General features: G+C 45.6%; 15 protein-coding genes. 10 read left to right on the top strand and 5 right to left on the bottom strand.

All coding sequences use genetic code 11. From position 1 onward, the window contains the following. Both yigB and R7O03_RS18905 read left to right on the top strand, forming a co-directional pair. On the top strand, window positions 1-717 hold the full coding sequence (gene yigB / locus R7O03_RS18910) for a 5-amino-6-(5-phospho-D-ribitylamino)uracil phosphatase YigB (protein WP_213916226.1): 717 nt from the start codon (window positions 1-3) through the stop codon (window positions 715-717). Between the two features lie 138 nt (window positions 718-855). Then, on the top strand, window positions 856-3,342 hold the full coding sequence (locus tag R7O03_RS18905) for an EAL domain-containing protein (protein ID WP_005383644.1): 2,487 nt from the start codon (window positions 856-858) through the stop codon (window positions 3,340-3,342). Between the two features lie 83 nt (window positions 3,343-3,425). Here the strand turns inward: R7O03_RS18905 and R7O03_RS18900 are convergent, their stop codons facing one another. After that, window positions 3,426-4,022 carry a tRNA-uridine aminocarboxypropyltransferase gene (locus R7O03_RS18900; protein ID WP_225474229.1) on the bottom strand — a complete coding sequence of 199 codons (597 nt, stop codon included), beginning with the start codon at window positions 4,020-4,022 and terminating at the stop codon, window positions 3,426-3,428. Beyond that, entirely contained in the window at window positions 4,022-5,572 is a 1,551-nt protein-coding gene (locus R7O03_RS18895; RefSeq protein ID WP_318131941.1) for a hypothetical protein, read from the bottom strand. The genes R7O03_RS18900 and R7O03_RS18895 overlap by 1 nt, the downstream gene beginning before the upstream one ends. A gap of 47 nt (window positions 5,573-5,619) precedes the next feature. On the opposite strand from R7O03_RS18895, the gene R7O03_RS18890 reads away from it, so the two are divergent. Next, window positions 5,620-6,090: an EVE domain-containing protein gene (locus R7O03_RS18890; protein WP_005378735.1), complete on the top strand. Its 471-nt coding sequence runs from the start codon at window positions 5,620-5,622 to the stop codon at window positions 6,088-6,090. Window positions 6,091-6,140: 50 nt separating this feature from the next. On the opposite strand, the gene R7O03_RS18885 is transcribed toward R7O03_RS18890, so the two are convergent. Further along, window positions 6,141-6,965: a Cof-type HAD-IIB family hydrolase gene (locus R7O03_RS18885; RefSeq protein ID WP_005378734.1), complete on the bottom strand. Its 825-nt coding sequence runs from the start codon at window positions 6,963-6,965 to the stop codon at window positions 6,141-6,143. Window positions 6,966-7,209: 244 nt separating this feature from the next. Continuing rightward, window positions 7,210-8,220, bottom strand: coding sequence for an alpha/beta fold hydrolase (locus tag R7O03_RS18880; RefSeq protein ID WP_005378733.1), 1,011 nt, complete (start codon window positions 8,218-8,220; stop codon window positions 7,210-7,212). Window positions 8,221-8,285: 65 nt separating this feature from the next. On the opposite strand from R7O03_RS18880, the gene rhtB reads away from it, so the two are divergent. The 7 genes from rhtB (at window position 8,286) to R7O03_RS18845 (ending at window position 14,961) form a co-directional block, all read left to right on the top strand. Next, complete coding sequence (gene rhtB, locus R7O03_RS18875) at window positions 8,286-8,903, top strand: homoserine/homoserine lactone efflux protein (RefSeq protein ID WP_318131940.1); 618 nt, start codon at window positions 8,286-8,288, stop codon at window positions 8,901-8,903. Window positions 8,904-8,927: 24 nt separating this feature from the next. Then, window positions 8,928-10,151 (top strand): EAL and HDOD domain-containing protein, encoded by a 1,224-nt coding sequence (locus R7O03_RS18870; RefSeq protein WP_005378731.1) that lies wholly within the window; start codon window positions 8,928-8,930, stop codon window positions 10,149-10,151. A gap of 154 nt (window positions 10,152-10,305) precedes the next feature. Beyond that, complete coding sequence (locus R7O03_RS18865; RefSeq protein ID WP_005378730.1) at window positions 10,306-10,641, top strand: metalloregulator ArsR/SmtB family transcription factor; 336 nt, start codon at window positions 10,306-10,308, stop codon at window positions 10,639-10,641. Window positions 10,642-10,683: 42 nt separating this feature from the next. Beyond that, window positions 10,684-11,685, top strand: a complete 1,002-nt coding sequence (locus R7O03_RS18860) for an ArsJ-associated glyceraldehyde-3-phosphate dehydrogenase (RefSeq protein ID WP_213870837.1) — start codon at window positions 10,684-10,686, stop codon at window positions 11,683-11,685. A 12-nt stretch (window positions 11,686-11,697) separates the two neighbouring features. After that, a complete protein-coding gene (locus R7O03_RS18855; RefSeq protein WP_086047096.1) occupies window positions 11,698-12,192 on the top strand; it encodes a cyclin-dependent kinase inhibitor 3 family protein in 495 nt (164 codons plus the stop codon). A 254-nt stretch (window positions 12,193-12,446) separates the two neighbouring features. Next, window positions 12,447-13,664, top strand: coding sequence for an organoarsenical effux MFS transporter ArsJ (gene arsJ, locus R7O03_RS18850; RefSeq protein ID WP_005383628.1), 1,218 nt, complete (start codon window positions 12,447-12,449; stop codon window positions 13,662-13,664). A gap of 283 nt (window positions 13,665-13,947) precedes the next feature. Next, a complete protein-coding gene (locus R7O03_RS18845; protein ID WP_017636080.1) occupies window positions 13,948-14,961 on the top strand; it encodes an acyltransferase in 1,014 nt (337 codons plus the stop codon). Here R7O03_RS18845 and R7O03_RS18840 read toward each other — a convergent pair. Next, a complete protein-coding gene (locus R7O03_RS18840; RefSeq protein WP_005389668.1) occupies window positions 14,958-15,287 on the bottom strand; it encodes a DUF2500 domain-containing protein in 330 nt (109 codons plus the stop codon). The genes R7O03_RS18845 and R7O03_RS18840 overlap by 4 nt on opposite strands. Between the last annotated feature and the right edge of the window lie 81 nt (window positions 15,288-15,368).

Below are 15,368 nucleotides of genomic sequence, written 5' to 3'. Positions count from 1 at the left end.
ATGAAATTTTATCGCCGTATCGAGCCTATTAAGGCAATGACCTTTGACCTAGATGATACCCTCTACGACAACTATCCTGTGATCGTTCGCATGGAGCGTGAGTTGCTATCTTGGCTCAAGCACCATCATCCAGCGGTTGCCCATATGAATAAAGCGGATTGGTTTGCTCTCAAGCAGCGTGTTGTGCAGCAACAACCCGAGCTGAAGAGCGATGTCACTTTATGGCGTTTAGTGCAACTTCAGCAAGCCTTCTCCCAAGTAGGCTACGACGAAGACGCAGCACATGCCGCCGCGAAAGCCGCAGTAGACGTTGCGTTGGACTGGCGTAACCGTTTTGAAGTGCCGCAGCAAAGCCTCGATGTACTGGAGGAACTCGCGCAGCACATCCCGTTGGTGGCAATAACCAACGGTAATGTGGATTTAGACCGCATCGGTCTTGCGCCTTATTTCCAACAGGTACTTAAAGCCGGACCAGATGGATTGGCGAAACCCGCAACCGATATGTTTACTAAAGCGAAGCGATTCTTGGATACTCCTGCGGAGAATATTCTGCATGTCGGTGATCATCTAACCACGGATGTGCATGGTGCAAAGTTGGCTGGTTTTGCAGCCTGTTGGTTTAATGATATGAATAAAAATGTCATTAACCATTCAAAAACACGTACTTTACCTGATATTGAAATCAATAGTTTGCAGCCGTTACTCACACTTTTTTAATTGCTTTCGCATTAATCCATTCTAATCTCATTTTGTGTCTAGAAAAGCAGCGCAAAGCCACGTAAATTATTCTCTATTAAATAAAAATAGTAACGCCACACGTCGTGGTGAAGATAGTGTTACGGCAGTGGTAGGTCCATGCGAGCTTTTTCAAAACTGGTTCACGATGTCAGTCAACTGAATGACTTTTTAGTCACTTTTCCGACTTCCTCAGATAAACAATATTTAGTACAAATATTGTCGACGCAATCGCGCGAAATTACGACCACACTTGCAGACGCCGTTTTGTCGTCGCTGCCGAATGCTCATGTTATGGGGCATAGTACGCGTAATGTGATTCTGGAAGGGGAGATATTTACCTCTGGTTGCCTAGTGAGTGTGATTGAATTTGAGCAAACCACGCTGACTTCTGCGGTACAAACATACTCTTACTCCCCTGATATTGATGGCGGGGAGCTCAAGCGCTCTCTTCTAATGCAGCATAATTCACAGGTGATCCTCAGCTTTGCTGTGCAAATTGAACGACGTGACTATCCCTTGTTTCAAACCTTCGCCAGTGAAGAAGTCGTGATCTCTGGAGGGTTGGCGCAGAGTATTGACGATGGCTGCTGGGTGCTATATCAAAACCGAGTTTACGATAACGCTGTGGTTGCCGTAGCTTTGCACAGTGATACTTTGAAGCTATGGACTGATGCGTATTCGGAATGGAACCCGATTGGCATGCCACACAAAGTCACTCATGCAAAAGGAACGCGCTTGTATTGTTTAGGTGAGAAGAAAGCGCTGGACGTATACAAGCGTTACTTGGCGGATGGCCATGACGTGACGCTGAGTCAACTGCTCAGCTTTCCTTTGTATCGAGAAAGCTTAGGGCGAAAGGAAGTTTGTACGGTAACGGAGCTACACGCTGATGGCAGTATGAGCTTCGACAGGCCCTGGTGTCTTGGTGACGAAGTGCAATTTTGCTATAACCATCCCTCGTTAACGCTCGAGCAAGTGCGGCATGGTGTGGTTGAGTTAGCCATGCACCAACCTGAAGTCGTGATGATTTTTAACTGCGCGTCACGGTTAGACTTTATTGACAGCAGCGACGAAGTCCAAGCCTTCAAAGATATTGCGACGACGTTTGGTAGTTACTGTATGGGGGAACTGCATGGTGGTATTGGTCAGCCCGAAATTCTTCATCACAGCCTGACGTATTTAGCGATGCGAGAGGGAGACGAAGTGCAAACATTGAACTTGCCTAAGTCGCCCGTTAGCTCCTCTATTTCACCGTTGTTTAGCTTGATTCGAAATGCGATCGGCGATCTCAACCATATGAATGCGCATATGGGATATCAACTCGATCGCCAAACGCGCAAGTTACAAGAAAGCTATCGACGCGACAGTCGTACGGGGTTACAAAACCGGGTCGCATTGCAAGAGCGGCTGAGTAACATCGATTTGGATGAGCATTTGTTGACTCTAAAGCTACTTAACTTTAGTCATATCAACGAAAAATACGGCTACCGAGTGGGAGATCAATTACTCAAAGATCTCTCAATGCACTTTACGAATCGACTACGAAAGCGTTTTGGCATGCCAACGGCTTTGCAGCTTTATAGTATTGGGGTTGGTGAATGGGCGTTCATATTTAAAGCTGATCAAAGCAGCGAGACCATCAAACAGCACTTTACGCGTTTTGCTGACGCGGTAGAACAAACTAATTTTGAGCCAATTGGCCTACGTGAAATAGATTATCTTTCTATCTCGCTATGCGGCGGCTTAGTGAGTCGTCGAGATTTTCCATCCGCTTCAGTAGATGAGCTCTTACTCAAAGGCATCGAAGCGAGGCGCTCCGGTGTACGCAGTAATACCCATATCTGTAATGCGAAAGATATTGAAGTCAGTGAGGATGTGCGTAAAGAGCAACTTGGATGGCTAAGTTGCGTCAGTAGAGCCATTCTCAAACAGAATATCATCACTTATAGCCAACCTATTGTGCATGCGGGTAGCCACAAATTGGCAAGCCAAGAATGTTTGGTTCGTATTCTGGAAGCCGATGGAACGGTGATTGCGCCAGGGCGTTTTCTGCCAATTATCTCTGATACACATCTTTACACTCGACTAAGTCGGCACATGATTCATTCTACGTTGCATTATATGCGAGATAAGCAAGGTGACTTTTCTATAAACTTATCGCCGCAAGATTTGCTCAGTGATAAAACTTTAATGCTTTTAGAGCATGAAATTAGCCAGCTAAATGATCCAAGGCGAATTGGTTTAGAAGTGCTGGAATCTGAGCAGATCAAAGACTACGGCCGAATGATAGAAGTGTGCAGTCATTTTAGAAGCTTAGGGGCGCGTATCATTGTTGATGACTTCGGGTCCGGTTATTCGAATATCGATGAAATCCTAAAGTTGGAGCCAGAAGTCATAAAGCTTGATGGCAGCTTGATTCGTGATATTGATAAAGACTTAAAACAGCGCAAGATCGCTTCCCAGTTGGTGCGTTTGTGCCAGGTGTTTAACGCGGAGACGGTGGCGGAGTTCGTCCACAATCAGGAGGTGTGTACCATTGCACAAGACATGGGGGTGGATTATTTGCAGGGTTACTATCTTGGCGAGCCGACTCGACTGTTTTAATGATGTTTCACGTGAAACTTCTTGTCGTAAAAAACGCAGCGTAGGCTGCGTTTTTTGTTTGGTTCTTCTACTGAGCTTAATGGTTAACGCTTAAGAGCGTGTCCACTCTTTTCAGCTTGGAACAGAGCGAGGTAATGGGCAAAAAAGCGCTGCATTTGTTGTTGGTTGTTTTGTTCTCCAAGTTGCCCGAGCAAATGTGCAGCGACTTCAAACGTACACAAATTACCTTGTTGTTGGTTGCGTCGCAGCTGATATTGTGAGTCCGCCGACGCAGACAATCCCATAGTAGGGATACCTTCTAACCAACGGCTCTTATTGATCATCTTGCGCGCCTCTTGCCAGGTGGCATCTAAAATAATAAACAGCGGAGTTTTGGTTTGTTGCTGGCTTTGGAGTACCACATGTTCGAGTGTGATACTTTCTTCACAGGGGAAGAGCAACACCGGATACCGCGACGGATCAGCTAATAGAGTGAGCAATTCTGCTGGTGGCTGTTTGCGATCCCAGATTACTCGCTCAATGCTGAGTTGGCACTGCTCTAGTAGCTGGCCGGTATTAGTATCACGCTTCAGTTCATTCGGATGCATTAACAGCAGGATGTTGTGCTCACTGGTAAGTTTCGGCATCAGCGAGCACATACAATTGAATTGAAAACCGCAGGTTGGACACGGTTGAGACATTAAAGACGAACTCCTTCTCGCACCGGGCTTATCCCATCAGAGAACAGACGCACGCCACTGACTTGGTTCGGCGTTGCCGTTGGCGCCATGCTTGGGTTGAGTGGGTAGCTAACCCCAGTGTATTGCATCACGTGTTGAGCCGCTTTAGCTCCGCCACCGCTGACATTAAAAATCAGATCTCGCCAACCATGAGAGGTTTGTTGACCGAGCATAATCGGGCTTTGCACTAGTGTAATGCGGCTATTAAATCGCCATTCCTTTTCGTGATGTTCAAATATCAGCAATGTACAGCCTCCGGAACCACACCAATCCAACTGTACCAATAGCTCTTCGTTACCATCGCTGTTGAGGTCGTAAGTTAGCCAACGGTATTGGTTATTGTTGGGGGTGGTTTGATGGATAAAGAAGTAGTTGCGCACCGCGGCATCTACTTTTGAATCAAACTCTGCACTAGAAGGGACGTCAGCACTACCGATGGGGTTGTTGGTGCGTTTTTCGGCTGGTTGCATGATGCCTTCATCACGAACGGTGGCAGGATAAAGGACTAAACCACCATCGGCGATTGAGTATACCAAGTTACCGACTTTTTCTTTGGTCGCTTTGAGCTGATTGCCTTCTCGAGTAAACAGTCGCTCTGACATTAGCCTTTGCTGTTGATGATGCGTCATGACAACTTGAACCTGAGACGGACTTAACTGTTGCCAGTAACCACGCTCGATTAATGGTGCTTGTCCATTGGCGTAACGGTATTTTGTTGTGGCGCTATGGTCTGGGTTTAAGGTCATTTGTACTTCAAAACCTTGTGATTGAGTTGAGGTCGCGACATAGGTATTAGCCCAGCCAAGCGTTGCATCGACGTTTGCAGCGATACCACAACCTTGATACGTCTCGCCATCATGTTTTAGTGTTGCTTTCCAGCCATACAAAGAATCGCTCATTGTGTCTGAGCAGAGGTTTTCTGTTAAGCGAAGCTCACCACCTTGCAGTTGATAAGTGCGCTGGCGAGGTTGAAGCTGACTGCTGTTAATCGCTAATTTTGTGGTTTGTTTGCCGATTTGCTGGAATGTTAGTCCATTAGCCTCAAAGCTTGCCGACCAAGAAGGCTCATTACCAAACACGCGAGTTGGTTTGTTTGGTTGCTGACAACGGTTTGGGTTTTCCGTTGTGAGGAAGTTCACTTGTTCCACTACAAAGTTAGCATCGAAATCAGCAGAAAACCCATCGATGCCCGGTGGGTTGAGGTGGCCGATAACCTCGCCATACATAGTCTGGTAAGGCTCGTTATTTAACTGAATTGCTCGTTGCATTTGCTGTGGTGATAGTTGCAACCAATATTGCTTGTCGCTGCCACAAGGCATGATGTATTGGCTCTCGTGACCGACGATCACTTTTCCGCGTAGCATAAAAGTTTGAGGTTGAATGGTTTCAGGCTTATCTAAGGTTGCTGGTGGAGAGGTTGGGTCAGCAGCACCAGATTGTGGCGGCTGTGAACTACATGCTTGCAGAACCAGCAGGGTGGCAAGCGCCACTGGGTTTTTCAAAGCCTTCATGTTATATCTTCCTCATTATTGTTACTCAATCGGCATCGGATGGCATTATGGCATATTGGTTATTTAAAACTGAACCAGATACCTTTTCTATTGACACGCTTCGAACCCAAAAGGTTTCATGTTGGGAGGGAGTTCGTAATTATCAGGCGCGCAATATGATGCGTGACCAAGTGAAGGTGGGCGATTTAGTCCTGATTTACCACTCTTCTTGTAAACATGTTGGCGTGGCAGGTATTGCTAAAGTTGTGAGAGAAGCCTATCCCGATCATTTCCAATTCGATCCCGAAAGCGATTATTACGATCCAAAGTCAGACCCAGACAACCCGCGTTGGATTATGGTGGATGTAGAGTTTGTACGTAAAACGGCGCGAGTGATTCCGTTGTCGGTGATGAAAGCGATGCCAGAACTTGAGAACATGCCGTTGGTGAAACGTGGAAATCGCTTGTCGATTATGCCCGTGACAGAAGAAGAATGGGACGCGATTCTTGGCAAAGAGAAGCTGCCAAGTCAGCGATAAAAGAGAAGGGCTGCGAATGTGCAGCCCTTCATTATTTGGAGTATTGAAGCTTACAGCAAGTGTTCTTGTAGGTAGTGTGCAACCGCATCTTCTGCATTGCTGCCAATTACTTCATTATTTGGTAGAGCTTTCATCACTTTTTCGTGTGATGTACCCATAACTAGCCCTTTACCTGCCATCGACAGCATTTCTACGTCATTCATGCCATCACCAAATGCTACGCAGTTTTCTAACGTGAGGTCGAGTTTTTTCGCTACCGCTTCAAGAGCATGGCCTTTAGACACGCCAGCGCTCATTACTTCCAAACACCAAGGCGTTGAAAATGCGATGTTCAGCTTATCACCAAACTGCTCACGTAGTTTGTTTTCAAATACGACCAAACGTTCGTGGTCTTCTCCTGGATGCGTGAAGAAAACTTTCGCAATACCGTCAGTTGGGGCTTGGTCTTCATCAAATAAGACGTAAGTGAATTCATCGTGGAAGTCACGTAACGTTTCATCATCCTTGTTCATCAACCAGCTATCATTTTGATACATGTGAATAAGTATTTCTTGATCATGTTTGATCGTGTCGATCACGCCTTGTACCAGTTCCGCAGGGACATTCTCGCTGTACATTAGCTGATCTTCCTGGTCATGCACTCGGGCACCATTCGACGTGATCATATAAGCTGGAATGCCAACTTGGCGACGGATGCTCGCAACGTCTACGTGGTGACGGCCGGTTGCAAAGACAAAGGTATAACCCTTTTCATGCAGCGCTTTTAGCGTCTCTTTTGAGTAAGCACTGAGCTGATGGTTAGGTGCGAGTAACGTGCCATCCAGATCAGAGGCAACGATTTTGGTGATCTCTTTGCAAGGTAGCGATGTGCTCATGAAGTCCTCGTAAACGGTTTGGATAGTGTGGAACAGGTGAATTGCAAACGGAGTACAGCAGACTGACTAGATCGTACTGCTCCGAATGCGGGGGAACTTGGGCTCATAGCACTATGCGGTTAAACACAGTGTCAAAGTAGCCAAGTTCAAGCAGTGTACGCCAAAATGAGGATGAAAAAGAGGGTAAATCGATGTGTAGACATTTCCTCTTTAATCTTAGTCGTGAAATGGTCGCCTAGAGTTCTTATTGTGCTTGTTCGTTTGATGGCGATTTAGGGTCATTCATAAAGCGGAAAATCGCATCGAGCGCTTGATTACGATACTTGTCGGTCTCGAACAAGATTTCATGCTGTGCGCCTTCGATAGAAAGCAGCTCCGCGTGCGGGTTGGTTTTTCGTAATTTATCAATAAAACGCTTTTGCGCGAGATTGCTAACAATCCGATCGTTTCCGGCTTGGATTAGGATGACTGGTATTTTGACTTGGCGAGTTAATAAAAAGCACTGCTTAGCGGCCATGAGCCCTTGCCAAACCCAGCGAGTGCTTGGCCCACCGACTTGCAGTTCCGGTTTTTCCGTATATAGGTTTCGGAACCATTGGTAGCGGCCGTAACTTTGGCTAAGTGGGTTATCTTCAAAGGGCTTAGGGAAGTAGGCCTGATGTCCTGGTGCATAGCGTGGCAAAGTCGATACCGCTGACATAATTTGTGTGACCGGAATCGCTATTGGTGATAGGTACCATGGCAGGTTAATGCCAAACATGGGCGCACTTAGAATCAAACCAGTAAAAGGGTGTTCTGGGTGAGTTTGCAGGTAACGTGTGGCGATCGCGCCGCCCATAGAGTGCGCGATGATGAAGCATTGTTGATATTCGCTAAGGTCGTGTTTTTTTACGACGATGTCCATATCATCAATATAATCAGTAAAGTCATAGACGTGACCCATATCTGAGTCAGATAATAAACGATCTGATAAACCTTGTCCGCGGTGGTCAAAGGAATAGACATCGAAACCTTGGCGGTAGAGATCGTAAAACAGCTCTTGGTATTTCCAGGAAGACTCAATGCGTCCATTTACGATGAGCACGGCTTTTTTATGCTCTGGGTTGGTTAGCTTGCACCAGTAAATGTTCTTTTTCTCAGTCCCTTTAACAAAGCCCTCTTGGCGAGTTTGCCAAAGTGCTGCGATCGGACCACCAATTGCTTGCTCAAATAATGTCTCTTGAGTATAAGTCAAAGGTGAATGGTTAGTCGCCATTAGTTGATTACCTGAAGATACGTTGTTTACGCGATGTATCATCGAAGAATTAGTGAGGAAATGCAATGGATACCCATGTCTGGTTAGCTTATGTAGTAACAGCAATCGTTTTTAGTTTGGCTCCGGGCTCTGGCACGGTGAACTCAATCAGTAATGGTTTGAGTTACGGTACCCGTAAATCACTGGGTGCCATTATTGGCTTACAAATTGGTTTAGTTATCCACATCGCGCTGGTGGGGGCGGGTATTGGTGCGCTTGTCGCGCAGTCAGCAACCGCATTTTCTGTCATTAAATGGGTTGGTGCCGCTTATCTGGTTTGGCTGGGGGTTCAGAAATGGCGCGACACATCAAGCTTAGTCGCAGCTGAAAACCACAACGAGATGTCAGGCACGGTGCTGTTGTACAAGGCAGTGTTAATTAACCTCACCAACCCTAAATCGATTGTTTTTCTGGTGGCGTTGTTCCCGCAGTTTATTGACCCGGCAAAAGACCAAATCACGCAACTGTTGGTGCTTGGCGTCACTACGGTCGTGATTGATGCGTGTGTAATGTTGGGTTACACGAGCTTGGCAGCACAAATGGGACGCTTTATTCGCTCCGATAAAATCATGGGAAAAATAAACAAAGTATTCGGTTCAATGTTCATGGGTTGTGGTGCATTATTAGCAGCTGCAAAGTCATAAGCCATTTATAGGTCCTTCTTTAGCATGAATACAACGTATGTCGCTCGCCAGCCGATCTTTAACCGAAAAAGACAGACGCTGGGTTATGAATTGTTGTTTCGAGACGGGGAGAGTAACGCATACCCTTCACATATTGATTCAAATCGAGCGACATACCGACTGATCGTCGAAAACTTTCTATCACTGGGTACTAACCCAGTGATTGCCTCTTCTAGATGCTTTATTAACTTTCCTCATCAAAGCTTGGTGCGACGTTTGCCGCGCAGTTTGCCGAAAAACAAAATTGTCATCGAAGTGTTGGAAACGTGCCAACCTACGGATGAGCTTCTTGATGCGATTCGTGAGTTTTATCGAGAAGGTTACTTGATCGCTTTGGATGACTTCACCCTAACACCAGAATGGCGCCGTTTTTTGCCATATGTGCATATTGTGAAGCTCGACATTATGGCGATGGGACTCGAAAAGGCCTGTGAACTGGTCAAAACACACCTTGCCAAACGCGTCAAATACCACTTTTTAGCAGAACGTGTTGAAACCGCAGAAGAGTTTGAGCAAGCGAAAGCGGCTGGCTTTAAATTTTTCCAAGGTTATTTTTTTAGCAAGCCACTCGTCTCGCAGACTAAATACGTCAGTCCTGAGCAAGTGTTGGCATTGCAACTGTTTCGTGAAGTTTGTGCTCCTGAGCCTGATTTTACTCGTATCGAGTCCATCATTACGCAAGATGTCGCGTTGTCATATAAATTATTGCGTTTTGTAAATACGCAAGCGCCGAATTTGGCTGTCGAAATCAGCTCTTTTCGTCAGGCATTGATTTATCTTGGCCAGGATAACCTTAAGCAGTTTGTCTCTTTGGTTGTGGCATCGTATATCTCCAGTAACAAGCCTCGAGAGCTGTATCACCTTTCATTGCAACGAGCTCAATTTTGCCAATTGATGTCGCGCTATCAGCCATTCTCTCACCTCAACGAGCAAGGTTTCATGGTTGGTTTGCTGTCGATTCTAGATGCGCTGCTGGATCTTTCGGTGGAATCTTTAGTTAGGCAGTTACCGCTTAGTCATTCAGTACAACAAGCGCTATTACATCGTAAAGGGGTTTATGGTGCACTTATTTCCCTCGAAGAGTGCTACGAGCGTGCCGATTGGTCAGGGGTTGAAAAAATCACGATGCAATTGGGGTTGCCTTTAGAGGAAGTGAAGCTCTCCTTAGGTGAAGCGGCTCGCTGGAGTCAAAGCATCGCGACTGCATAATTTCTTGTCTTATCTTTTATCTCTTTGAATCTCTCTATTTACAATCAAGCTGTTCGTTAGATGTGAAACTTTTATGACGATGGACGGTTTCCTCTTGACGATATATCTTAATTAAATAAACATATACGCATATCCATATATAGGTATGTTCATTATGCTTCCACATCAGTTTTTTAAGCTGTTATCCGATGAAACACGCGTACGTTGTTTAATGCTCGTGGCCCGTGAAGGTGAAACTTGCGTTGGCGATTTGGCGTTTGCTCTACAAGAGAGCCAGCCGAAAGTTTCTCGTCATCTTGCTCAGTTACGATCCAGTGGCATCTTGGTGGATAAACGCCAAGGGCAATGGGTGTATTACGAGTTATCACAGCAATTACCAGGTTGGATGCGAAAGTTAATTGAAGACTTAGTGGCATCAAACTGTTTGAAGCAGGAATACCAAGACGACATCACACGCTTACACGATAAAAGTCGTGAGGCTTGCTGTTAACAGCGAATAGAGATTCAAGGTAGAAGATTAGAGGGTAAAACTATGACAATTAAAGTAGGAATTAATGGCTTTGGCCGAATTGGTCGCTTAGCGCTGCGAGCGGCATTTGATTGGCCAGAATTGGAGTTTGTGTTAATCAACGATGTCGCAGGTGACGCCGCTACGCTTGGTCACTTATTAGAATTCGATTCAGTGCAAGGTCGTTGGCATCATGGAGTTCAGGTCGAAGGCAGTGAGCTCGTCATCAACAGCAAGCGTGTCGCCACGACTCAACAACGCGATATCGATGCGGTGAACTGGTCTGATTGTGATGTTGTGATTGAAGCGACAGGCGTACATCGCAAAACATCATTCCTAAACAAATACCTAGAGCAAGGCGTGAAACGTGTCGTGGTAAGCGCACCTGTGAAAGAAGAAGGTATCGCGAACATTGTGGTGGGCGTGAACGACCATATTTTCGACCCTGAAAAACATCGTATCGTGACAGCAGCTTCGTGTACGACTAACTGTATCGCACCTGTGGTTAAAGTCATTCATGAGAAATTGGGTATCGAACAATCTTCTTTTACGACCATTCACGACCTGACGAATACGCAAACTATTTTGGATGCGCCACACAAAGATCTACGCCGTGCAAGAGCATGTGGCATGAGCCTTATCCCGACCACGACGGGTAGCGCGAAGGCGATTGTCGAAATTTTCCCAGAATTAAAAGACAAAATTAATGGTCATGCGGTTCGCGTGCCTCTAGCAAACGCATCGTTAACAGACATCATTTTTGATGTGAAGCGTGATACCACAGCAGAAGAAGTGAATGCACTGTTAAAAGAAGCATCTGAAGGTGATTTGAAAGGCATCCTTGGCTTCGAAGAGCGTCCTTTAGTTTCTATCGATTATAAAGGCGACCAACGTTCAACCATCGTTGATGCGCAATCAACCATGGTTGTGGGTTCTCGTATGGTTAAGATTTACGCTTGGTACGATAACGAAATGGGTTATGCAACGCGCACAGCAGAGCTGGTTCGTAACGTTGGTTTGGCTTAAAAGGGGGTCACAATGTCTCATCCTACATGGCAATTAGATTTGGACTCCGGTGCTTTAATCTTAACACCGTGCCCAGGAACGAAAGGTGTCGATTTGCATGCGTCGTTAGAACAGTTGAAAGAGCAGGGTGTTCAAGCGGTCGTTACTGCATTAGATGATAGTGAATTAGCTGCGAAGAATGTCTCTGCATTGGGTGAAGCCACTCAGCAACTGGGTATGAAATGGTTCCAGATCGAGATTGAAGACGACTGCGCACCAAATGAAGAATTTGCGACGAAGTGGCAACAAGCCAGTCCGGAACTGCACGCGATTCTTGCTCAAGGTGGCAAAATTGCGATGCATTGCATGGGTGGTTCGGGGCGCACAGGTTTGTTCGCTGCTCACCTACTCCTAGAAAAGGAATGGCAGTTAGAAGATATCGTGCGAGAAGTGCAGGCATTGCGCCCTGGTGCATTTACAAAACCTGTGCAAGTTGAGTACATCGAACGCGTGGCTCAAGACGCTTGATCAGCTTAAATAGCTTTTGGTTCATCATGATCCAAAAGCTAAATTCAAGCTTCTTCAGGATACGACTGTTTACAAAAAATGCCATTAATATTAACTAATGCATTGTTTTTAAGGTGTATTTTGCTTTTTATTGATGTTGGGGCATTTTTTGAAAATCACAGCAACATTGTATTGGTCAATGTTGCTGTACAGGTTAGGAAGTATTTAGAACATGATGATCTAAATGCTTCTATCGCTGTACATATGAGGTCAATATGATTTCTCAATTAAGCAAAAGTATTCGTCAGTACATGTTAGTGACGTTTAACTATTGGAACTTTACGGTGACCGATGGCGCACTGCGTATGCTAGTGGTGCTCTATTTTCATGATTTAGGTTATTCCACGTTAGCTATTGCCTCACTGTTCCTTTTCTATGAATTTTTTGGTGTGGTGACAAACCTAGTTGGTGGTTGGTTGGGCGCAAGGTTAGGCCTAAATAAAACCATGAACATTGGTTTAGCGATGCAAGTGTTTGCGTTGCTGATGCTCGCAGTACCAAATGCATGGCTGACCATTCCTTGGGTGATGGCAGCGCAAGCTCTGTCGGGGATTGCCAAAGATCTGAACAAAATGAGTGCTAAGAGCGCGATTAAAACGCTAGTACCAGACGAACAGCAAGGTGCGCTCTACAAATGGGTAGCGATTTTAACTGGCTCGAAGAATGCACTCAAAGGAGCGGGCTTTTTTGTTGGCGGCTTGCTGCTGTCTTGGGTGGGTTTTCAAAACTCGATGTTTATTATGGCGGGTGTACTTACATTAGTGTTTGTTTGCAGCATGATCTGGCTAGAAGCGGACATGGGTAAAGCAAAGAGTAAACCTAAGTTTCGCCAAATATTCTCCAAGTCTGAATCGATAAACATTTTATCCGCAGCACGCATGTTCTTGTTTGGTGCTCGTGATGTGTGGTTTGTCGTTGCTCTGCCTATTTATCTTGGTAGCGTGTTTGGCTGGGATCACTTGTGGGTTGGTAGCTTTCTCGCAGCGTGGGTCATTGCTTATGGGTTTGTGCAAGGCTTTGCGCCGCGTATTACTGGCAAAGCGCAAGGTCGTGTGCCTGATGGTAGTGCAGCATTGGTGTGGGCAGGAATCCTAGCGTTAATTACGGCTGGTATTGCTTATGGTGTGCAAATCGGTTGGCAGCCTGAATTGGTGATTGTGGTAGGTTTGATGATTTTTGGCGCTGTGTTTGCCATTAACTCTTCGCTGCACTCGTACTTGATAGTGAGCTACGCTAAAGGCGATGGCGTCTCGTTGGATGTCGGTTTTTACTACATGGCCAATGCGATGGGACGTTTGATTGGCACGGTATTATCGGGTTGGATCTACCAAGAGGCTGGTCTTGCAGCGTGCTTATGGGTTTCTTTTGCTTTCTTGGCACTGACGACGCTGATTTCAATTAAGTTGCCAAAAGCTGATGTTGCTACTGCGTAACTATCCCCAGTATCGCTATCTGTAGATGGTATAAATGGCTCCAAATCGGAGCCATTTTTGTTTCTTATGCGCCGTTTGCTGTAATCAGATTGTGTCGGTTTGGCATCGAGAGTGAATACTGATGCTTGGTGTTTGGTTCTCGTTAAGTGATTAGAGTGGTGATGAAATCCCCGTTGTAGGTCATTGTTGAGTTAAAAATAAGCAAAAACAGATTGTTAACCATTTCACTGGTTGAGATTTACCCTATGCTATAAACGATAAGCGACTCAAAGTAGGGAAAGGTATGAGAGAAAGGGTTCTGTTTTTTGATTTATTGCGCTGCTTCGCAGCGGTAGCAGTGATCGCCATTCACGTCTTGGCACCGTATCGAAATGAGTTAGGAGTGATTCCATTTGACCAATGGCTGACAGCGGTAGGCGTGAATAGCGTAACCCGCTGGGCAGTGCCAGTTTTTATTTTGATCACCGGAGCGCTAATGCTCAGTGACACTCGACCATTTGACGGTAAGTATTATATCAAAAGGCGTTTGGGCAAAGTTTTAGTTCCATTTCTTATTTGGTCGATGTTTTATGCATACCTTTCAGGTTGGACTTCTCAAGGCTTTGATTTTGAAACCGTAAAAGAGGTATTAAGCAATAGCCCATTCCACGCAACGTATTACCATCTCGGCTTTTTCTATTACTTTATACCACTGTATTTTGTGATTCCGCTGTTTCAATGGATGGTACGCAACGTGGATGACAACGTCTTGTATACCTATCTCGCATTTTGGCTTTTCACCAGCACACTGTTCTTGTTCAAGATTGATGGCCCTTGGAGTAATCAGATGTGGCTTTATATGGGTTACCTTCCACTGGGGTATGTTTTATTTCAAAAGGTACCTTTAAATCGCTCTATGGTGACCTTATTTGTTGGGCTAGGACTCGTGGCGTTGGCAGTGACCTTTACGATGGTTGTGACAAATAGCTTAGAGGCGGAGAAGTATACGGTTGGGCGCTGGCTCTCTTATAAAACACTGAATGTGATTCTAGCGGCTTCGATGATTTTTATGATCGGGCGTTACTTTGGTGAAGGCTTATCACCAAAAGTACAAAAAGTGGTCAGTGTGATCAGTCAGCACAGCTTGGGGATTTACTTACTTCACCCTATTTTCTTATGGCCGATGAAAGAGTTCGGTTGGTACACAGGACATCCTGCGTGGGTGATTCCAGTCTGGATCGTTCTAAGTGGAGCTGGAGCCTTGGCGATGAGCTATCTCTTTTCTCGTTCTGCCAAGACTCGTTGGTTACTGCCTTAACGTTTGATAGCGAAGTGAAGGAACTTGTTGCCGCGATAGGTCAGTGTTCCCTTATCTCCAGGGTTGAGTGCATGGTAGTAATGCACTCCAATTTGGAATTCACGCTTTGGACCGATAGAACCACGTTGAACGTAAATCCAATACTCTTGATCGTCTTGACCTGGTGGTGCGTTTGGTATGTCTATCGCTTGTTTATCTAAAACCGTTACCTGCGCGCTTTGCTCTGGAGCGTCTTCGCCCACATAGTGCTTACTATAAAAACGGAAAAACACCCACGCGCCCAAGGCAATAAGGGCGAATAGGGCGACAATAAGTGAGATTGGCATATTAACCTCCAATGTTTTATCGGGTCCCATTCTACAGAACTCGCTGACGAAACGATGAGTTGAGGTAGCTTATTCATAATC

This window comes from Vibrio sp. Vb2960 (genome assembly GCF_033337665.1).
GTDB lineage: Bacteria > Pseudomonadota > Gammaproteobacteria > Enterobacterales > Vibrionaceae > Vibrio > Vibrio alginolyticus.
Note: the sequence above shows the minus strand (reverse complement) of the source record. Positions and strands in the feature narration are given on the sequence as shown.